Annotated in this window: 22 protein-coding genes, 1 tRNA gene, 1 rRNA gene and 4 pseudogenes; 17 read left to right on the forward strand and 11 right to left on the reverse strand. The window is 47.2% G+C overall.

The genetic code is table 11. The features are described from left to right. Window positions 1–3: 3 nt before the first annotated feature. From JCM11216_RS16170 to JCM11216_RS04070, 7 genes and pseudogenes are all read right to left on the reverse strand, one after another. Window positions 4–653, reverse strand: a pseudogene (locus JCM11216_RS16170) (prolyl oligopeptidase family serine peptidase). After that, window positions 602–1,507: a hypothetical protein gene (locus JCM11216_RS16175; RefSeq protein WP_243675123.1), complete on the reverse strand. Its 906-nt coding sequence runs from the start codon at window positions 1,505–1,507 to the stop codon at window positions 602–604. Before JCM11216_RS16175 ends, JCM11216_RS16170 begins: the two are co-directional and overlap by 52 nt. Beyond that, window positions 1,507–1,941 (reverse strand): hypothetical protein, encoded by a 435-nt coding sequence (locus tag JCM11216_RS16180; protein WP_243675124.1) that lies wholly within the window; start codon window positions 1,939–1,941, stop codon window positions 1,507–1,509. Before JCM11216_RS16180 ends, JCM11216_RS16175 begins: the two co-directional genes overlap by 1 nt. Window positions 1,942–1,991: 50 nt before the next feature. Beyond that, window positions 1,992–2,405, reverse strand: coding sequence for a hypothetical protein (locus JCM11216_RS04055; RefSeq protein ID WP_054853370.1), 414 nt, complete (start codon window positions 2,403–2,405; stop codon window positions 1,992–1,994). Window positions 2,406–2,495: 90 nt separating this feature from the next. Next, window positions 2,496–2,738: pseudogene (locus JCM11216_RS04060) on the reverse strand (30S ribosomal protein S28e). Continuing rightward, entirely contained in the window at window positions 2,735–3,259 is a 525-nt protein-coding gene (gene rpl7ae / locus JCM11216_RS04065) for a 50S ribosomal protein L7Ae (protein ID WP_054853371.1), read from the reverse strand. The pseudogene JCM11216_RS04060 and the gene rpl7ae overlap by 4 nt, the downstream one beginning before the upstream one ends. A 62-nt stretch (window positions 3,260–3,321) precedes the next feature. After that, the gene (locus JCM11216_RS04070; RefSeq protein ID WP_054853372.1) at window positions 3,322–3,924 is read right to left on the reverse strand and encodes a 30S ribosomal protein S19; all 603 of its coding nucleotides are present in this window, start codon (window positions 3,922–3,924) and stop codon (window positions 3,322–3,324) included. Window positions 3,925–4,119: 195 nt separating this feature from the next. Here JCM11216_RS04070 and JCM11216_RS16185 point away from each other — a divergent pair, with 195 nt between their 5' ends. From JCM11216_RS16185 to JCM11216_RS04100, 10 genes are all read left to right on the forward strand, one after another. Next, window positions 4,120–4,308, forward strand: a complete 189-nt coding sequence (locus JCM11216_RS16185; RefSeq protein WP_243675125.1) for a hypothetical protein — start codon at window positions 4,120–4,122, stop codon at window positions 4,306–4,308. 70 nt (window positions 4,309–4,378) lie between these two features. Then, window positions 4,379–5,224, forward strand: coding sequence for an AMP-binding protein (locus tag JCM11216_RS16190; protein ID WP_243675126.1), 846 nt, complete (start codon window positions 4,379–4,381; stop codon window positions 5,222–5,224). Between the two features lie 120 nt (window positions 5,225–5,344). Further along, entirely contained in the window at window positions 5,345–6,082 is a 738-nt protein-coding gene (locus tag JCM11216_RS16195; RefSeq protein ID WP_243675127.1) for a hypothetical protein, read from the forward strand. Window positions 6,083–6,142: 60 nt separating this feature from the next. Continuing rightward, a complete protein-coding gene (locus JCM11216_RS04080; RefSeq protein ID WP_054853373.1) occupies window positions 6,143–6,643 on the forward strand; it encodes a hypothetical protein in 501 nt (166 codons plus the stop codon). Between the two features lie 128 nt (window positions 6,644–6,771). Further along, complete coding sequence (locus JCM11216_RS16200) at window positions 6,772–6,945, forward strand: hypothetical protein (RefSeq protein ID WP_243675128.1); 174 nt, start codon at window positions 6,772–6,774, stop codon at window positions 6,943–6,945. Next, entirely contained in the window at window positions 6,885–7,574 is a 690-nt protein-coding gene (locus tag JCM11216_RS04085; RefSeq protein WP_054853374.1) for an ATP-binding protein, read from the forward strand. The genes JCM11216_RS16200 and JCM11216_RS04085 overlap by 61 nt, the downstream gene beginning before the upstream one ends. A gap of 508 nt (window positions 7,575–8,082) precedes the next feature. Further along, window positions 8,083–8,313, forward strand: coding sequence for a hypothetical protein (locus JCM11216_RS16205; RefSeq protein WP_243675129.1), 231 nt, complete (start codon window positions 8,083–8,085; stop codon window positions 8,311–8,313). A gap of 50 nt (window positions 8,314–8,363) precedes the next feature. After that, the gene (locus JCM11216_RS16210) at window positions 8,364–8,567 is read left to right on the forward strand and encodes a hypothetical protein (RefSeq protein WP_243675130.1); all 204 of its coding nucleotides are present in this window, start codon (window positions 8,364–8,366) and stop codon (window positions 8,565–8,567) included. 161 nt (window positions 8,568–8,728) lie between these two features. Next, window positions 8,729–9,196, forward strand: coding sequence for a nucleotidyltransferase (locus tag JCM11216_RS04095; protein ID WP_243675131.1), 468 nt, complete (start codon window positions 8,729–8,731; stop codon window positions 9,194–9,196). A gap of 44 nt (window positions 9,197–9,240) precedes the next feature. Then, on the forward strand, window positions 9,241–9,732 hold the full coding sequence (locus JCM11216_RS04100; RefSeq protein ID WP_054853375.1) for a hypothetical protein: 492 nt from the start codon (window positions 9,241–9,243) through the stop codon (window positions 9,730–9,732). 25 nt (window positions 9,733–9,757) lie between these two features. On the opposite strand, the gene JCM11216_RS04105 is transcribed toward JCM11216_RS04100, so the two are convergent. Next, entirely contained in the window at window positions 9,758–10,018 is a 261-nt protein-coding gene (locus JCM11216_RS04105) for a hypothetical protein (RefSeq protein WP_054853376.1), read from the reverse strand. Between the two features lie 323 nt (window positions 10,019–10,341). Between JCM11216_RS04105 and JCM11216_RS04110 the strand changes: the two genes are divergently transcribed. The 3 genes and pseudogenes from JCM11216_RS04110 to JCM11216_RS04120 all read left to right on the forward strand — a co-directional run bounded on the left by JCM11216_RS04110 (window position 10,342) and on the right by JCM11216_RS04120 (window position 13,230). Continuing rightward, window positions 10,342–11,088 carry a hypothetical protein gene (locus JCM11216_RS04110; protein WP_054853377.1) on the forward strand — a complete coding sequence of 249 codons (747 nt, stop codon included), beginning with the start codon at window positions 10,342–10,344 and terminating at the stop codon, window positions 11,086–11,088. 25 nt (window positions 11,089–11,113) lie between these two features. Then, window positions 11,114–11,619, forward strand: a pseudogene (locus JCM11216_RS16215) (hypothetical protein). A gap of 141 nt (window positions 11,620–11,760) precedes the next feature. Continuing rightward, a complete protein-coding gene (locus JCM11216_RS04120) occupies window positions 11,761–13,230 on the forward strand; it encodes a glycoside hydrolase family 38 C-terminal domain-containing protein (RefSeq protein WP_054853379.1) in 1,470 nt (489 codons plus the stop codon). A gap of 71 nt (window positions 13,231–13,301) precedes the next feature. On the opposite strand, the pseudogene JCM11216_RS04125 reads toward JCM11216_RS04120, so the two are convergent. Both JCM11216_RS04125 and JCM11216_RS04130 read right to left on the reverse strand, forming a co-directional pair. Continuing rightward, window positions 13,302–13,536: pseudogene (locus JCM11216_RS04125) on the reverse strand (small nuclear ribonucleoprotein (Sm)). 188 nt (window positions 13,537–13,724) lie between these two features. Then, window positions 13,725–13,799: transfer RNA gene (locus tag JCM11216_RS04130), tRNA-His, on the reverse strand. A 231-nt stretch (window positions 13,800–14,030) separates the two neighbouring features. Between JCM11216_RS04130 and JCM11216_RS04135 the strand changes: the two genes are divergently transcribed. Then, window positions 14,031–14,465: a hypothetical protein gene (locus JCM11216_RS04135; RefSeq protein WP_054853380.1), complete on the forward strand. Its 435-nt coding sequence runs from the start codon at window positions 14,031–14,033 to the stop codon at window positions 14,463–14,465. 98 nt (window positions 14,466–14,563) lie between these two features. Here the strand turns inward: JCM11216_RS04135 and rrf are convergent. Then, a 5S ribosomal RNA gene (rrf, locus tag JCM11216_RS04140) occupies window positions 14,564–14,684 on the reverse strand. 640 nt (window positions 14,685–15,324) lie between these two features. Between rrf and JCM11216_RS04145 the strand changes: the two genes are divergently transcribed. From JCM11216_RS04145 to JCM11216_RS04155, 3 genes are read left to right on the forward strand one after another with little or no spacing between them, the layout of a single operon-like run. Continuing rightward, on the forward strand, window positions 15,325–15,765 hold the full coding sequence (locus JCM11216_RS04145) for a hypothetical protein (RefSeq protein WP_243675132.1): 441 nt from the start codon (window positions 15,325–15,327) through the stop codon (window positions 15,763–15,765). Window positions 15,766–15,809: 44 nt separating this feature from the next. Next, window positions 15,810–16,421 carry a hypothetical protein gene (locus JCM11216_RS04150; RefSeq protein ID WP_054853382.1) on the forward strand — a complete coding sequence of 204 codons (612 nt, stop codon included), beginning with the start codon at window positions 15,810–15,812 and terminating at the stop codon, window positions 16,419–16,421. Next, a complete protein-coding gene (locus JCM11216_RS04155; protein ID WP_054853383.1) occupies window positions 16,412–17,215 on the forward strand; it encodes a hypothetical protein in 804 nt (267 codons plus the stop codon). Before JCM11216_RS04150 ends, JCM11216_RS04155 begins: the two co-directional genes overlap by 10 nt. Window positions 17,216–17,841 lie beyond the last annotated feature (626 nt).

A 17,841-nucleotide genomic window follows, 5' to 3' on the forward strand; every position in this document is an offset into this window, starting at 1 on the left:
TCCTCAAGCCTTTAACTTCTCATTGAACCAATCAACGATAGCCCTTAGCCTAATTATCCTGTGGCTGGGCTTACCGGATCTGGAAAGGTCATGGTTCTCCCCCCCAGGGAAAACAACCATCCTGACCTCCTTACCCAGGTACTTGAGTGCTGTGTATAGTTGTATTGCCTGTTCGAACCAGCATCGGTAATCCTCGAGTGAGTGTATTATCAGTAGTGGTGTCTTGACGTTCTTCACATACATAATCGGTGACTTAGCCATGTAGCTCTCGAGGTAGGTCCAGAAGTCCCTATTCTCACCGCCGCCTATTTGGTCATTGGCGAAGTAGGCCCTATGTCACTGGCACCAAAGAAGCTTACCCAATTGGATATTGACCTATCGGTGATGGCTGCCCTAAACCTATCTGTGTGCGTTATTACCCAGTTGGTCATGAAGCCGCCGTACGACCCACCAATGACGCCCAGCCGATTTGGGTCTATGAAGTCATAATTCCTAACTACGTAATCAAGACCCTCCATTAGGTCCTCATAATCCCTCTCACCATAATGCCCGCGTATATCCGCGAACTCCTCATCATAACCATCACTACCCCCCCTAGGATTCATGAAAACCACGGCAAAACCCTCACTAGCCAATAACTGAAATTCAAACATGAATGAGTAGCCATAGGCAGTCTTTGGGCCACCGTGAATCTCCAGGACCGCTGGGTACCTAATCCCCCCTGCCTAAGCCCCCCCGTAGGCCTCATTAACCAGCCCTCGACCTCCCTACCATCACTGGCGCGGAACCTGAAGGGTTCAGGTCTCGAGAGCTCTACTGAGTTGACCCAGTCATTGAAGTTCGTTACTCTCTCCTCACTGCCATTGAACCACCTATATAGTTCAGTGGGTCTCAGTGGGTCCATAGAAATGAAGTAGATAGTGCCGTCCATCATGACCACGAAATCCTCAATACTCCTTTCGCCGCCAACCACGGACTCAACACCACCATTGACGCTGGCCCTAACGAGCCTTGTCAACCCACCATCCATCACTATGAAATAGACCCAGTCACCGACCCACTGAAGCCTTATTGGTGGTGGTGAACCCCCCCTAACATCACTATTTAGGCCGTTACCAACATTCCTATCAATGCCCCCCCTCATTAAATCAATAACCTCACCACCCTCAGGTCTCACAAGTAATACGTGGTTATGGGTTGCAAGGCCCCTATGAAGATCATTACCAACAAGTGCCAGGTATTTACCATCCAGTGACCACCTAATTGCCGATACACTATAATTACTAAGGATGGTGTGTCTCTCATTGGTTTCCAGGTTTATTACCCAAACCTCATTCCTATAGGGCTTAAACTTATCGGTGCTCACGGCCATGGCCACCCTCCTACCACCAGGCTCAACGTCGTAGGCAACAACATCAAAGTCTCCATTGGTTACCTGCTTAACAGAGCCGCTTAAGTCGAGCGAGAACAGGTGCGACCTAAATGTGTGTATGAATCCCCCTGCCATTAAACCAGAGGGGGCCAATCATCAACGTATTTAACATCTTCCTGGACAGGACCCACATTACTAATGAAGTACATGACACCATTAATAATGCGTAAATCATTAACTCCACCACTAACATAGGCTATTTTCGTGGCCTCACCACCATCGAATGGCAGGTACCAAACCTCAACACCTGGCTTGTCCTTACTAAGTCCCCTCCTGGATAGGAACACCAAGCCCTTACCGCCTAAAATTCTTGGTGAGAAGTCACTATTACCCCTAGTGACTTGTCTCAGGGACTTACCATCAAAGATCCAGACATTCCTCTCGTAATCCTCCATGGAATCCGCGATTTTAGAGACCGTGAAGGTGAGGACACCACCATTAACGTCCGCATTTAAATCATGGATCATCCTTACCAATCTTAAGTCCTCAAGCATCAACCTCCTAACCATTAATAATACGGGAAATCCTTAAGCTATTAAGATTTCACCCAGGGCAAAGGTCAATGAGCGAACACACTGGTCATGATGATTATTAGAAATACGAGTTCAGAGAGTTCGTAATAACCATAGTACTTAAGATTGTTGCGGTTACGTGATAAGTAACTTAATGCGCCATTCACGTATAGGTAAGCTCCACCAACATGTATTACTAAAAACAACGTGATTATGCCCAGCAACACCATACTGTAGTGGCTAAGTAGTGCGTAGTTTAGGAGTATCACATAATAGGTGCTTTCATAAATAGCTATTGGCAAGCCAATAGGCCTTGGCACGGTTAAGTACCTCAGACTAATTAATGCAAATGCCGCATGTATAATGACCATGGGTACTGTGAGAATAAGCATTAAATCTGTGGGTGACACACTGCCATGCAATACTGCGGTGTTAAATCCCTTATTTACGTGGTTAGGCATGGTTTTACCATCGTAATTAGTACCGAGAAGTCCAATGGGAATGAGAGATTAGGTCGTGGTTTAACAAACAATAATGAATATAATCAATGTTTATTTAACCGTTAGCTTCCTGGCCTCTCTCTCGGTCTCCCTCAACATCACAATGTCTCCAACCCTGACCGGCCCCCTTCACGTTCCTAGTTATTACCCTACCTTGTCCCTGCCCTCGAGTATCCTAACCCTAACAATACTGACCTCGCCAGCAATACCGGTCCTACCCAGTATTTGAACTACCAACGCGGCGACGGAATCCTCATACGGACTAAACCTCTCGACCTTCGTCTCCTCACTCACTTGGATTCACCCTTCCTGGCAGCCCTCTTGGCTGGAGCCTTCTCAGCAGGTGGTGCAGCCTGTGGTTGCGGTAGTTGTATTGGGTTGAGGCCGGCCTTAACCCTAACATCATTTATCTGCCTAACAAGGTTATCCAACTCAGCCGATGCCTGGCCTGGGTCTATGATTACGGCAGATGCCGCCGAAGTGTTCTGCAATCCAGCGGCCTTGCCAAGTCTCTCCTTACTCGGTACATAAACGTACGGCACACCCTTCTCCTCGCAGAGTATTGGTAGGTGCGCAACAATCTCCGGTGGGTCAACATCCTCGGCAATCAGGACCAACTTAGCCAACCCTCTCTCGACTGCCTTTGTCACTTCATTAGTACCCTTCTTGATTTTACCGGTCTCTCTGGCAGCTGACAATACCTCATAGGCCTTCTCAGCTATTTCCTGTGGTACTGCGAATCTAACGTAAAATGGCTTCCCCCCCTGCGGTGGGTTCGCGTAAAATGTCTTTGGGTCTACACTTACTGTTGCCATACTCGTCTAAATCGTGAAATTGGCATTTATAAGTATTTTTCAATACGAAGCAATGAAGGGAATTACTTCGAGGCTATGTGCAGCGTACTCCTTGTAGCCTTGAGACCAGGTTCACCGTGCTGCACTATCTTCGACGTTATCGCGTACTCACCTAGGTAGTGGCCGACGTGCCATGGGCTGATCGTGACTGGTAAGTACGTAATGCCGTTGTAGACGGCGATCGTTAAACCAACCATCTCGGGTAGTATTATCATGTCCCTGGCATGGGTCTTAAGGGTTACCTTCTTGCCCTCAGCCATGAGTTTTTTGGCCCTCCTAACCTTCTCGAGGAACTTCCTATGCTCAGGCTTTAAACCTCTCATTAACGACCTCCTCTGCCTAGCCGGCAATAACTTAATGAACTCCTCCATGGACATCCTAGAGATCTCCTCAAACGTATAGCCCCTGTACCTAAATCCCTTCCACTCCTCCTGCGGTATCACGGCAGCGGTTAACCAACCCTTCCTACCAGCCTCTGCACCCTCCTCTTCCTCCTTAGTCGCCGCTGCGGCGGCCGGCGCAGCCGCCGGCTTCTCGGCAGCCTTCTCCGCCGCCTTACCAGCAGCCTTGGCTCCAGCCTTCTCCTCAGCCTTACCTGGTGCCTTTGTCTCCGGCTTCTTCGACATTCAAAACCGCAGTAATTACCTTATTTATAACTTTTACTCGTTACGTGATTTAGGCTTTGTTCATCATTTTACATAATTAAAGCGATAACAAAATGAATTAATTTTAATAAGGTATTAACTCTATACAATACCAATATGGCGGAAGAGGTAAAAACTCTTTGGCAGCCCAATCAAGAGATAATTAAGAACTCAAACATGTTGAGATTTGTCAATTGGCTTGGTGAGGTTTTTGGCCTTAGGTTTGAGGTTTCCATCGATGACCCCCCCTTAAGGAATGTGGGTAATTATGATAAGCTTTGGAGGTGGAGTGTCGAGGATCTCGAGAACTTCTGGGTCAGTGTTTGGCGTTACTTCGGTGTTATCCCCCCACTCACCCTATACTAAGGTTCTCGAGCCAAAAACCATGCCTGGAGCCCGCTGGTTCACTGGTTCTAGGCTTAATTATGCGGAGCACGTGTTTAAGGCCGCCCGTTGGGGCGAGGAGGCCGTGATCTACGTTAGGGAGGATGGGCTTAGGAGGAGCCTTACGTGGGACCAGCTGTATAGGGAGGTTGCTGCTTTGGCTGATTGGCTTAGGAGTGTTGGTGTTGGCAGGGGGGGTGATAGGGTCGCCGCGTATGTTAGCCAGGTCCCGGAGGCCGTGGTGGCGCTGCTGGCCACGGCGAGCATTGGGGGGGCCATTTGGGTTGGGGGGGTTGGTGCCGAGTTGGCGCCTAGGGCCGTAATCGATAGGTTTAACCTCCTCCAACCCAGGGTGTTGATTACGGTGGATGGCTACCCATACAGGGGGGGTAGGGTGTTTGATAAGTACGGCGACATCAAGCAAATAGTTAACTCGGTACAGAGTATTGAGAGGGTCGTCGTGGTACCGAACACGAGGGACTCAGTGGAACTAAGCCTTAGTAAGCCAGTGCATGATTGGAGGGAGGTCACAGGCAGGAGGGGGGGTGTTGGGCTCTCTTTCGAACCCATGGAGTTCAATGAACCACTATGGGTGTTATTCACGTCGGGGACTACGGGTATACCGAAGCCCGTGGTCCACAGCCACGGTGGCGTCCTCCTCGAGGCATATAAGGTCGGCCTCCACATGGACTACAAACCAAGCGATAAGTTCACCTGGTACACAACACCTTCATGGATGATGTGGAACTTCACGGTTAATGCCCTGCTCTTCGGCACAACAATACTCTTCTATGATGGTGACCCGACGACCAGGAACTTCGAGCCTACTGGGAGATTACGGAGAAGGAGGGCCTCACAATACTCGGCCTCAGTGCGCCTTATATCCACGCTGCCATGAAGTCCACCATAGAGCCTGGCAGGCAATTCAACCTGAAGTCGCTTAGGGAGATCGGCTCAACGGCGGCGCCCCCTATCGCCTCAGGGCTTTGAGTGGGTTTACACCAAGGTTAAGGAGGACGTGTGGCTAGCGCCGATTAGTGGTGGTACTGACGTTGTCTCGGCATTCGTTGGGGGCTGCCCAATACTGCCCGTGTGGGATGGTGAGATGCAGTGTAGGTGGTTGGGGGCTGCGGTTAATGTGTATAATGAGGAGGGTAAGCCCGTGGTTAATGAGGTGGGTGAGTTAGTCATTGAGAAGCCCATGCCCTCAATGCCCATCTACTTCTGGAACGACCCAGACTACAACTGGTACAGGGAGTCCTACTTCAGCATGTTCCCGGGTGTGTGGAGGCATGGTGATTGGGCGTTAATAACGGATAGGGGCACGGTAATAATCAGCGGGCGTTCAGACTCGACAATAAAGAGGAAGGGGATTAGGATTGGGACCCTGGACATATACAAGGTCGTTGAGTCCCTGCCGGAGGTCGTGGGTAGCCTAGCCGTTGAGGTCAAGAATAAGCTAATACTCTTCGTAGCCCTGAGGCCCGGCCTACAATTAACTGAGGAGTTGAAGAGGAAGATAAATGATGCATTAAGGGGTCAGTTGGGGCCTTACTACATCGCTGACTACATAATTCAGGTCCCAGACATACCAATGACCAGGAACTACAAGAAGCTTGAGGTCCCCATTAAGAAGGTCCTAATGGGCTGGCCCATTGACAAGGCCGTGAACATAAACGCAGTCCTAAACCCCGAGGCCTTTTACGCCGTTATTGAGGCGTTGAAGCCGTACATGGATGAAATAATGAGGGAGTGATGCCCTTAAACCTTAGTTATTTATTTTATAAAATATCAATTGGAAATAACGGAGTAGTTAATGGATCCAAGGTTCAGGAGGATATATGCAAAGTGCGTTGTCGAAGTCGAGCGCGGGACCCTACCAGACCTAGTCAATGATAGGTATGACTACTTAATGATAGACCTGGCAAGCATAACCTACGGCCTCAGGGACCCAAGGGCATTCCTGGTGAACGTTAGGCTTGCCCTTGATTACGATTACCTAAGGCCAAGCGTGGTGTTCGTGATTGATTACTCAAGGCCTGAGCATAAGGCCGTCGCCGAAACCAGGGTTAGGTGGCTTAGGGAGCTAGGTCTCGATTACGTACTGGCAGAGGACGAGCCAGCCGAGGTTAGGGCCGCCAAGGAATGCCTGAGGAGGGGGGGTAGGTGCATAGTCCTGAGTAGGGACTATGATCCGCTCACCGTGATGGATGAGATGATACAGCCAATAAAAATAACCGAGAGGGCGTGGATAAACAGGAGAATAACAATAAATAAAGAATGCCTAGGTAATTATTTAAAAGAGAAAAATAATTAATGGCATAATGCCAAATATTTTTATTTACTCACTTAAATAAAAACTCATGCTTAATTCTCGTTAGTTTTGTTTCCTATAGGAAACAGTTTAATTATAAATCTGTTTCCTATTTATCTTGAGTTCACTGCATGAGTATTGAGAGTGTGCTTAGGGAGGTTATTGAGGAGTGGTTTGCGTTTAACTTGCCTAGGGTTATACCTAGGGATATTTCGTACTTATTACCTGAGGGTTCAGCCTCGCGTTGGTTGGTCCCCGTAGGGCTGGTAAGACGTACTTCATGTATTGGATTGCCCAGGACTTAATGAGTAAGGGTTGGCCTAGGTCAAGCATTGTCTATATTAATTTTGAGGATGTTAGGTTAAGCGTTCTTAAGCCGACGGACTTCAGCGTGTTTCTTAAGGTCATTAATGAGGAGGCGCGTGAGTACAATGGCAGGATATTGCTAATGCTTGATGAGGTTCAAAGCCTACCAGAGTGGGGTCGCTGGGTGAGGACCCTACTTGACAGGGGGGGTAGGTACTTCGTGGTACTCAGCGGTTCATCATCAAAGGTGAGGGCTAGTGATGTGGCTACGGAGTTGAGGGGGGGTCGCTATATCGATAGGTTAGTGCTGCCATTCTCCTTCAGGGAGTTCCTAAGGGTTAGGGGCTTTGAGCAGGAGTTCCTGGGGGGGGTGCCCGAGAGACACGGTAAATTACTTAATTACTTGAGGGATTACGTACTCAATGGTTCCTTACCCGAGGTGGTGCTCAAGCCGGAAATGGCAAGTGACTTAGTCAGGACATATAGGCAGACAATTATTTATAGAGACATAATCGAGAGGTATAAAATTAGGGATGCGGCATTCTTCGAGACCTTCCTAGAGATTGTTGAGAATAACTTTGGCGGTTATGTCTCAGTGACGAAATTAGGCAACTACTTTAAGAGCTAGGTATTAGTAAGAGTAAGAGAACGCTCAGTAATTATCTCAAGTACCTGGAGGAGTCTTACTACGTAATACTTGTTCGAAGGTTTGGGTTTTCAAGTAGAGAGGTCATTCAACAGCCGAGGAAGGTATACCCAATAGATACGGCGTACTTCAGGAGGAGATCCATTGGGCCAATGATGGAGAGCGTGGTCGCCGTAGAATTAATGAGGAGGGGGTCTTGGTTATAACTACCTGAGGATAAATGATTACGAGGTTGATTTCGTAATTAATCAAGAGCCCAGGGAGTATATCCAAGTCACCTACGCCTCGGCAATGGACGAAATCGGCAAGAGGGAGTTCAAGGCCTTGGTCAGGCTAATGAGGTGCTTGGGCGTGGGATGGCTAGGGTAATTAGTTGGGACCTGGAGGATGAGGTCGAGATCGAGGGACTCAGAATTAAGGTAACGCCACTCTGGAGGTGGTTACTCATGGGCTAATGCTTAAAGCCCATGGTCGTAACGCCAAATAGGCAATGCAGGAGCTAAGGTGTGGGGGGGAAAGCAATAATGAGTTGTTGAGGGCTATGAAGGTCATTGAGGAGTTAAGCCCCTACTGGGAATTAATAGGGATTAGGGTTGAGGACGTGGGTAGGGACTGCGCCATAGGCCTTGTGGAGGTGGGCAGGAAGCACCTACAGATACTGGGCACGGCGCATGGTGGAGTTCACGCGTCGCTAGTCGACGCAATGGCCTGGGTAGCATAATAAGCCATTACTACCCAAGGTACGTAATCGCAGTAACCACAGACCTAACGGTGAAGTACCTAAAGCCAATAACCGAGGGAGTACTTAGGGCGGTGGCGAGGATAAAGCACATCAAGGAACCAATGGCACTAATAACAGCGGAACTAAGGAACAGAAGCAACGAATTAATAGGAACGTCAACAATGACCTACTGGGTAACACCGACGGACAAGACACTGAACGATGTAATAAATGAATTAAGAAGTAAGGCGTGAATTACATTGGAAGCTTTTCGAAAATTCTTCCTTAGGTTGTTCTGTGGCAAAATTTTGCCACGGTTCGATTTGTTGGAAGTTGTTTTTCGTAATTCATTGTGTGGTGTTCATGGTATTGTGGATTGATATTGCTTTTAAGTTGTTCTTGCCTTGTTTGCTTTTTGTGGAGGTTCCTCGGGGAGGTTTCGTTGGTGGTTTCGGTGCTTAGGGCTTGGCTTTGGGGGGGGTTTTCCTTATTGGTGCCAGGGCCCTGGCTTTTTATGGCATTAGTAGGGAGACGGGCGATTGGGGGGGGTTTAACCATTGATAAACCATTCAGTATTGAGGTTAGGGATGTGGTAACTAGGGAGTTGAGGGGGGGTTTGGGGGGGTTCTCCGTGCAGTGGCGTAGGTGGGGGGGCTTCTATGTCGATGCCAGTGCTGTTCATATCGACATTAACTACATGCCTTTGACGCTGGATGAGGAGTTCATCAGTAGGTCTAGGGCTTTGGGGGGGGATGTCCTCGTTCCATCGATTGAGGATTTAATAATCCTTAAGTTAATGAGTGGTGAGGATAAGGACGTGGAGGACGTCAAGAGACTGCTCAGGCTACCTAACCTTGACCTACCCTACCTACTTCGGCGTTGATAAGGATTTATTAGGGATTGCCAGGAGGATTGGATTGAGGATTGATGGTTAGGGAATTCACGTTTAATGAGGGTTGCGTGGTGGTTGATAATGTCAGGATGCCTACCGAGGTTGCCAGGGCATTGGGTGTTTATGGTTGCTCCTTCACTGGCTGGACTGCCTTAGCCATTCACGCCGGAAGTAAGTTGTTGATTCCCTACCACCCGAGCTACCTCGAGATCGCGTGCCCAGACATCGAGGCCGTGATTAACGGACTCAGGGGGCTCGGCCTAGTGATTTGGCGCGGGAGGCGCTGGGCCACGGTTGGTTGGGTCTACAGACCACTTAGGGTGGCGCTTGGCGAATTGAGGGTCTTCAATGAGGAGGTTGAGAGTGAGGGTGAGAGGTGTGGGTTGGGCGTGGCCTCGATAGTCGATGCCGCCAGGCACATAACGCGTTTTAGGGAGCACGTGAGAGACCTCAGGCTCGTTGAGAAGTACTCAAACGGCAGGATTAAACCACCGCAAAAATCAATCGTAAAAGGGAATCAATTTTAATGGGTAATGCCGCGGCCGTCAATCGCTAGTCAGAACCACCCCTCATCTCCCTCAAGGCCTCAACAGCACCCCTTATGTACTCCTCCTCCCTACCAGGAACCACAGCACCATAGATAGTCAAGGTCCTCCACTGAGTCCTAGTCGCATACACATACTCAGCAGGACCCACATAACAACGAGAACCATCACCATGATAAAACCTGAAATAAACCCTACCATTAGACCTAAACGAATGCACAGACCTAACAGGCCTACCACACCTCGGACAAACCAACAACTCACCCATCAACAAACAAATACTCAACCAAACTTATAAATTACTTTCACCATAACTAATACCTATTATATTAATAAAAACATCATAACATAACAAAAACACGGTAGTTATATAACCAAATAAATATTAAATACAGCAAAACACAACCACAAACATCACAATGACTATTTTCCTTAACTAATTCGACATATCATGACTATTTTTCAATAAGTTGAGCCATGGCAAAATTTTGCCACGGAACGATTCAGGGAATAAATCTCTAAATTCTTTTTATGGTTTGTTTTTCGTGGTTTGTGCGTTGTTTTTATATTGGCGTTTGTTGTTTGTTGTTGGTGTTTGTGGGTTTTGATTTGAGGGATGTTGGTGGTGTTAGGACTAAGTTGTTTTATCTTGAGGCTGCTTCCGTGATGGGTGTTGATGCTGTGAATCTTGAGGCTTGTGGTGGTGCTCTCTGTGGTTCTGTTGTGGTTAGGGATTTTGGTGAGCCTTGGTTTTTCGTGGATGTTGTTGGTGAGGGTACCCTGAGGGTTGATGATCTTCAGTTCGCGGTTTTTAATTACGGTGATGAGGGTGAGAGTAGGTGGGTTAGGGCGTCCCCCCCAGGTAGGCATTCCTTATCGCTTGTTTTGTCCCCCCCTGTTAGGATGTTTGGTGAGCGTAGGGTGAGCTTCAATGGCATGTACGTTGTTTATAGGGAGCCTTCACTGTTCAACTTTGTACTGAGGGCTAGGTTACTGCTTGATGTTGCCGAGGCCTTCGAGGACTTAAGGACTGACTACCTCAGGGTGCTTAATGAGGCCCTTGACGTGGTTCCCCCCCTGGACTCCGTGGCCAATTGGCAGTTGGAGTTTGCGGTTAGAGCTCACATTGTTGAGTCTCCCGGCTTCGTTAGGGCATTATTTAATTACTACGATGTTAAGGAATTGACGCACTTGAGACCGCCGGACTTCAACGAGCTTGGTAGGGCTGCTAAGGAGGGTTTGAGGGTCCTTGAGGAGGGTATTGGGGGGGAGTTGAGGGTTAGGAGGGGGGGCCATAGGGGGGGGTGTCGTGTATGTGGCTGGCCATGCGCACATTGATCTTGGTTGGTTGTGGAGTAGGGACGTGACTAGGGAGAAGGTTAGGAGGACGATCATCAATGTCCTATCACTGCTCCAGTCCTATCCAGAGCTTACGTTTCTGGTATCAAACATGGCTTACCTGAGGTGGCTTAGTGAGGATGGGGGGGATTTGTGGGCTAGGGTTAGGGAGGCTGTTAGGGCTGGTAGGATGGTGCCCGTGGGTGGTATGTGGGTTGAGAGCGATGCTAATCTGCCGGTGGTGAGTCTTTGGTTAGGCAGTTCCTCTATGGGCAGAGGTTCCTCCTCAGGGAGTTCGGGTTTACGACGGAGATTGGTTGGTTGCCCGACACCTTCGGGTTCCCCCCCGCTTCGTTACCGCAAATACTCAGGAAGGCGGGGGGGATTAGGGTTTTCTTTGAGCATAAGATGTATTGGAACACGGTTAATAAGTTCCCATACTCCGTATTCCTGTGGGAGGGTATTGATGGCTCGGTGATACCCACGATTAACTACGCAACCTACGGCGCCGACCTAACGCTAGGCAAATAGCCAGGGCTTGGTCGGACCACACAAGCCCTGAACTACCTGCCTTCCTACCCTTCGGTAAGGGCGATGGTGGTGGGGGACCAACGTGGTTAATGCTCGAGAGGTACAGGTGTATAGGGACTTACCCGGCATGCGAGGCTCGTAATGGGCAATCTAAAGGACTTGGTTAATGAGGTTGTTAAGGATAACTCATTACCGAGATGGAGGGGTGAACTATACCTTGAGATTCACAGGGGGGGAGTCTACACCAATGGCATAAGGCTCAAGCAGTTGGTTAGGGCCCTTGAGAATAGGCTCAGGGAACTGGAGACCTTTAGCGTAATCGCCGGTGTCAGGAGGAGTTATGAGGAGCTTTGGTACCCACTACTCGAGGCTGAGTACCATGACCCAATGGGGGCCACATCGACTAAGGCAGTCTATGAGGAGGTAATTAACGAACTTGAGGATGACTTGAGAAGGGCCGGTGAGGAGTTAATGAGCGTGCTAAGGAAGGCCCTTGGCACGGGTCGCTTCGTAACAATCGTAAACCCACTGCCCTGGGCTCGAAGGGAGTTGGTCATGGTTAAGGAGGAATTGAGTGGTGTACCAACACAGAGAGTTAACAATGGTTACCTAGCACTAATTGAGGTCCCAGCACTTGGTTGGAGATCCTTTGAGAAAGGCGCAGGGAGTTCCTTGGGCGATGTTACTGTTGGTAGTAATTTTGTTGAGAATTCCGTGATTAGGGTTGTCTTCGATGGTTCGTTGAGGATCTACGATAAGGAGGCGGGTAGGTGGGCAGTTGAGGACGGTTACCTAATGGCTTGTGAGGACATGCCCAGTAGGTGGGATGGTTGGGACATAGATGCCTACTATAGGAGGGTTTGTAGGAGGTTGGAACCCACGGGCTTCAACATCGTGGAGGGTGGGCCATTGAGGGGGGGGTGCATCGAGGTTAATTACGTGTTTAGGGAGTCGAGTATTAGGCAGAGGATTTGCGTGAGCGCCTTTAGTAGGCGTGTTGATGTGGAGAATGAGGTTGACTGGAGGGAGAGGTTAACACTGCTCAAGGCCGTTTATAGACTGGGCATATTCGGGCAAAACGCATCCTTTGAGATACCCTATGGAGTGATCAATAGGCCAACGAGGCCCAGCAATACCTGGGAGGTGACTAAGTTCGAGGTACCTGCTCTGCGCTGGGTCGATGTTTGGGACCCGGATTACGGCATTGCCATACTCAATGATGGTAGGCAGGGCTACTCGGTGGAGGAGAATACCGTGGCAATAACACTGCTCAGGTCGCCCATTTACCCAAACCCATTCCTGGACTACGGCCATAACAAGTTCACCTACGCCATATACCCACACCCAGGTGATTGGAGGACTGCTCAAGTGCCCAGGAGGGCCTATGAGTTCAATCAACCACTAATTGTCGTTGAGAATACGGCAGGCGGCGAATCCTCATTCCTCGAAGTTACGAACCCAGCAATAATGCTCGAAGCCCTCAAGTGGGGGGGTGAGGACTCGGGAATTACCCTGAGACTTTACGAGACCTACGGGGGGGTAAATGCGTGCACCGAGATAAAGGGCTTCATCGGGGGGGTGATGGCATTGAGACGGACCTCCTCGAGCTAAATAATTACGGCAATGCGAACCTAGGCAACCTCTGCTTCAAGCCCTTCGAGATAAAGACAATACTCATCAAGTCATGACGTGGCCGGGCTAATGAATAGCACCGTGTCACCCCTAATAATCATCAAGCCACTCTTAACACCACCCTTCGGATTAATCTCCTCCGTATTCGTAAGCAGCAGGTTAAGGTGCTGGTCATAACCAACGAGGACACCCCCTAATCTCGGTACCATTCCTAAGCTTCACCAGAATCACCTTATTCAAACTCCTCTGCAACTCCTCATTAACAATCTCCATACAGCGAGGCATCGAGTTTAAAACCCAAACCATATTTTAAAGGTTAATCTCCACAAAACACCCACGGAAAGACCATACAATAAGATACCGATATGCACAAGAATCAACTAAAACCAAAACCTTCACATGAATGAAGTACATAAGGCACGTAAACGCTTACGATTACGGACTAGGAATGATTGAACGCTGGTTGGGGGGGCCGGGGGGGCCGGGATTTGAACCCGGGTTCACGGGCTCCACAGGCCCGCATGCTTTCCAGGCTGCACCACCCCCCCGGCAATGGTATTCTTGCTATTTATGCTTTTAAGTTTTTGTCCTTAATATCGTTACATTTTGGATGTCTAACTTTCGTTCGGGCATTTTAATTTCGTTACTACCCTTTACCTGGTCAATCACCTAGTGAGTGCGTGGTATTACCGTTGATTCCGGGAAATGTTTCGATGCCGTTTTCTCATTTTGCTTTTGTAGAATGGTTTAAATACCTGGTTTCCTTCATCGTTTGCGATATGAATGAGGGTATTGAGGAAGGCGTGGTCTTTGCGAACCTGGTTTTTGTGGTAATGACGGCTATTTACTCCCTGGCCTTTCAATTAATACTGTTATTTAGTAATTCGTTAATTGTAATTGGTTTAAGTGTTGCCGCCTGGCTCGTGCTTGTTTATGCCCTGGTGGCTAGGCGTGGTCCCTGGGCCCTGATTTATGCCAGGGTTCATAAGGCGTTGACCGGCGTTAGTGTCCTGGGCATTACCAGGGTGGAGAGGCTATTATTGATTCCCTACGTAATTAACCACGCAGTAACTACACTACTCGCGGCGTTCGCCAACTACCCAATACTGAACCTAGCCTTAAGGATAACTGCCACAACGCCGATGTTCATAATGATTGGCGAATTCACGGCATTACCACGCATGGTTACTAACAACCGCCTGGAAATTCACTAGTTTAACTTAGAATACTCCCCCCCTCATACAAACTAGAATTGAGTTTTGGTCCCTTATTTTATTCATTAGGAGGTAGGTAGGATGTTATAGCCCCCCCGAGGTCCCAGCACGCCGGTTTCCCGCGGCCTCTCGGACCGCAGTACTCCCGTGCGCGGCAGGGCGTTTCACTTCCGGGTTCTGGTGAGTCCGGGTGGTGCCACCCTGCCTATGGCCGGGTTACCTCGGTTTGGCCATTACACACGTAACCAACCCAGTTTTAAGCTTTATTAACCTTAAAGACCGAGGTTTTAAAGATCGTGAAGATTTGGCGGGCCCGGTGGGATTTGAACCCACGACCTACGGCTTCTGAAGGCTCTCTCACGCAAATGGACCCGTAAAGCTAAACTTGTACAATTTTGGTAATTAGAAACTTGTACTCTAATGGTCTCGTTAAGTTTGGTATTAAAGATGGTGAAGTAACATAGCCAGGGTTCGGTACTTGAAATTAGCTTATTCTCAAGACCAAGGATTGCGTACCTTATTACCTTCCTCGGAAATCCATGCCCTCCTGGGCTAAGGGACAAGTCGCCGTACAAACACCACAGCTATAGCGGGCAGGCTAAAGAATGAGGAAAAATAGAATAAGAATAAAAAGAATAATAAGAAAAATTTATAAGCATTTCTCTTATAATCTTTAACCGCTATGAGCCGTGATAGTCGAATTATTTTAGGTTCTATTCTTAATGCATTACGCATTAAGTTACTTAGCATGATATATTTTATTAAGAAAAGGGCTTATAAAATAAGCATTTACAATGCAGGTAATTACATTAGTTATTTTAAATACATGATCAATTTATTGATACGCCCAAAATGCGCCGTGGTTGAGCAAGACAAGGTTAATTATAAGGAAAACAGAAATAGTAAATTTACTAGAATTATTGAGAGCATTGATTGGGAGAGGGTCCTCGAGAACACCGATAGTACTGGCGTGGACAGGAGCATTGGCGATGCCATTTTCACGCTCGCAATGGCGATAGCGATTGAGGAGAATAAGGACAGGATACCTGAGTTCTATAGGAAGCTCTTTGAAATAGTCATACCGAGGTACATAGAAACAGCGGAAGACAACGAATTCGAGCAGAGGTACAAGTTCATTAAGGAGACACTGGAGGAGATGAAGAAGGAGTACCCCAACCTATCTGACGAGGAAAAGAAAATGATTCCCGAGGAACTCATTGATAAATGCATGGCTAAAATAGAAGAGATTCATAAGGAGAAAAAGGAAAAGAATGCCAAAGCTAGCAAGGTCATAACATAAAAATGCGGTAGAACATGATCAGAGAAAACTGCTGTACTAACACGATGGATCCCATTATATTAAATTCTCTTGATTATTACTTCAGTGGTAGGGTTCGTGTTTTGAGGTATTTTCTTAGGGTTATTGATATATTGCCTGATGTTGTCGAGTATGATGAGGTTGTTGTTGGTGAGGTCTTGGAGGAGCCCAGTTGGTGTAAAGGTAAGCGTAATTGCTACTTTGTAGTGCCACTACCACCGAGACCACGCAGGGCAACCTTCACATACAGAACAAGAGGACAACACGATGAAAGAATCATAGTACTACCAAGCAGTTATAGGGAACAGGCACTAAAGGCATACGCTGATAAAATATTTGATGAATTATTAAAGATAATGATTATAGATGAGAATGAGAAAGAGAAGATCAAAAATGAAATATCACAGATTATTAATGAGATCCTAAAATACCGAACACCAGATAAAGTTGGTGAGAACGTTCCTAAGTTGTTTAATCAATATATTAAGTTGATTAATAATACGGAAGCCTATATACTGCCTTATTGGTTACCGTTAAAATCACTACGTAAATTATTATTATCCATATTTTACAGAAGAGTTTGGTCCTTGGTATATTTTCTTCGCGATGAGATTATGACGTACCATCATTGGCCTTAGTTAAGTTAATTAATAGGCGGTACTTCATTGTTATTCAGAGAATTAGGGCACAACCACATGAGGAGCTAGTTAGGTGGAGAAACATTTTAAATGCTAATTTTAGTATTGGCTTTAACGTATTTCCTGAACTTGTCCTTTTCCAAGATGGTCCAAGAATAAACTCTGTGCATGTCGTGATTAGGTTGCCCAAGGGAGTACATATAAGGAAAAAAGAACTGGCGTTGAAGTTTTATGATAAGATGTCTAATAAACCTATTGAAGATATAATGAGTGATACTGGCGTAATAATGCTTGATACCTCAGCGGGTAAAAATGATAAAGAAAGCACGCAGGCATATTGTTATATTGATTCCCAGGCTTTGAGTAGGATTATTAATGAAGAGCTAGAGAAGGAAAGAGAAGAATTAGAAAAATTACTAGAATTAGAAAGAAAGGAAGTAACCAGTCGCCAGAGAGAAGATAGGAAGGCAGTAATAATAGAGCCTAGAATTAGCCTGAGGTTGCATTATAATGTAACCACATTGGGCATATTCAATTATACGCCCATAGGTGCCTATTTATTTAGCATAATTACTGCAATACTTATCCATGCCTCTATTGATGTTGTCAGTGCCGTGATTGGCGCTATGGCCGCCTGGGTAACGGGAGCCGTGTCAGTACTACTCTACGTAAGCGACAAACCCCTGCTTGAGGAAGTGTATGCAAAAAGACACCTAATACTCGCATTAATTCTACTGCTAATTGCCATAGCCATAACGTTAATATACACAACTCCTTTATCACATGGGCTTTGAAAATTATTGATTACCCTTGAATCCCAAGAGAAAATAGAGCTTAAGGAGTAACTACTCCTTTAGAGCAATGAGGAGCGAGGATATGCCAAGGAAAAAATATGAACATAAGGCTGGCTAATGAGCATTGGGCAAGAATATTCACACTAGATTGCAATGAAAAAGGATATGCTAACTCGAGACTCGCATTTGTTGCGGCCGTGATGAGGAGATCCGCGGTGAGTAGGGGTAAAAGATCGAGACCTACTATGTGTCGCTACTGAAAAACCTAATTATCAAGTATGAGTATGGTTAGTAATTACATAATAATAATAGTAATAAATAAAGGTAACTAACGAATGCTCAAAAACATGATCATTAACACATGTAAAATGCACTGGGTGAGGTTGCCCGTTCAAAATCAGTGCTAGTTACATGTGGTGTTGATTGGGGGGGTTTTTCCCTTGATCACTGGCAGAGTAGGCATGGTGCATTTCTTAGGTACCACTGCCTGAGTTCTTCGTGCCTTGGGCTCCAGTAGTGCTCGATTAGGCTCTGTACTCGCTTGGTGGTGCCCTTCCCTGCAGGGTGTTGACAATGCTCTCTGGCACGCCATGGCTAACCATCCAGGTTGCGAAGAACTTACGCAA

This window comes from Vulcanisaeta distributa JCM 11216 (assembly GCF_001315985.1).
In the GTDB taxonomy this organism is placed as follows: Archaea; Thermoproteota; Thermoprotei; order Thermoproteales; family Thermocladiaceae; genus Vulcanisaeta; species Vulcanisaeta distributa_E.

Coding starts and splice junctions, on each gene's coding strand:
- JCM11216_RS16175 (WP_243675123.1), bottom strand. CDS start 1,507: ATGGCAGGGGGATTCATACACACATTTAGGTCGCACCTGTTCTCGCTC.
- JCM11216_RS16180 (WP_243675124.1), bottom strand. CDS start 1,941: ATGGTTAGGAGGTTGATGCTTGAGGACTTAAGATTGGTAAGGATGATC.
- JCM11216_RS04055 (WP_054853370.1), bottom strand. CDS start 2,405: ATGCCTAACCACGTAAATAAGGGATTTAACACCGCAGTATTGCATGGC.
- rpl7ae (WP_054853371.1), bottom strand. CDS start 3,259: ATGGCAACAGTAAGTGTAGACCCAAAGACATTTTACGCGAACCCACCG.
- JCM11216_RS04070 (WP_054853372.1), bottom strand. CDS start 3,924: ATGTCGAAGAAGCCGGAGACAAAGGCACCAGGTAAGGCTGAGGAGAAG.
- JCM11216_RS16185 (WP_243675125.1), top strand. CDS start 4,120: ATGTTGAGATTTGTCAATTGGCTTGGTGAGGTTTTTGGCCTTAGGTTT.
- JCM11216_RS04080 (WP_054853373.1), top strand. CDS start 6,143: ATGGATCCAAGGTTCAGGAGGATATATGCAAAGTGCGTTGTCGAAGTC.
- JCM11216_RS16200 (WP_243675128.1), top strand. CDS start 6,772: ATGAGTATTGAGAGTGTGCTTAGGGAGGTTATTGAGGAGTGGTTTGCG.
- JCM11216_RS16205 (WP_243675129.1), top strand. CDS start 8,083: ATGCAGGAGCTAAGGTGTGGGGGGGAAAGCAATAATGAGTTGTTGAGG.
- JCM11216_RS04100 (WP_054853375.1), top strand. CDS start 9,241: ATGGTTAGGGAATTCACGTTTAATGAGGGTTGCGTGGTGGTTGATAAT.
- JCM11216_RS04105 (WP_054853376.1), bottom strand. CDS start 10,018: ATGGGTGAGTTGTTGGTTTGTCCGAGGTGTGGTAGGCCTGTTAGGTCT.
- JCM11216_RS04120 (WP_054853379.1), top strand. CDS start 11,761: ATGGGCAATCTAAAGGACTTGGTTAATGAGGTTGTTAAGGATAACTCA.
- JCM11216_RS04135 (WP_054853380.1), top strand. CDS start 14,031: ATGAATGAGGGTATTGAGGAAGGCGTGGTCTTTGCGAACCTGGTTTTT.
- JCM11216_RS04150 (WP_054853382.1), top strand. CDS start 15,810: ATGGATCCCATTATATTAAATTCTCTTGATTATTACTTCAGTGGTAGG.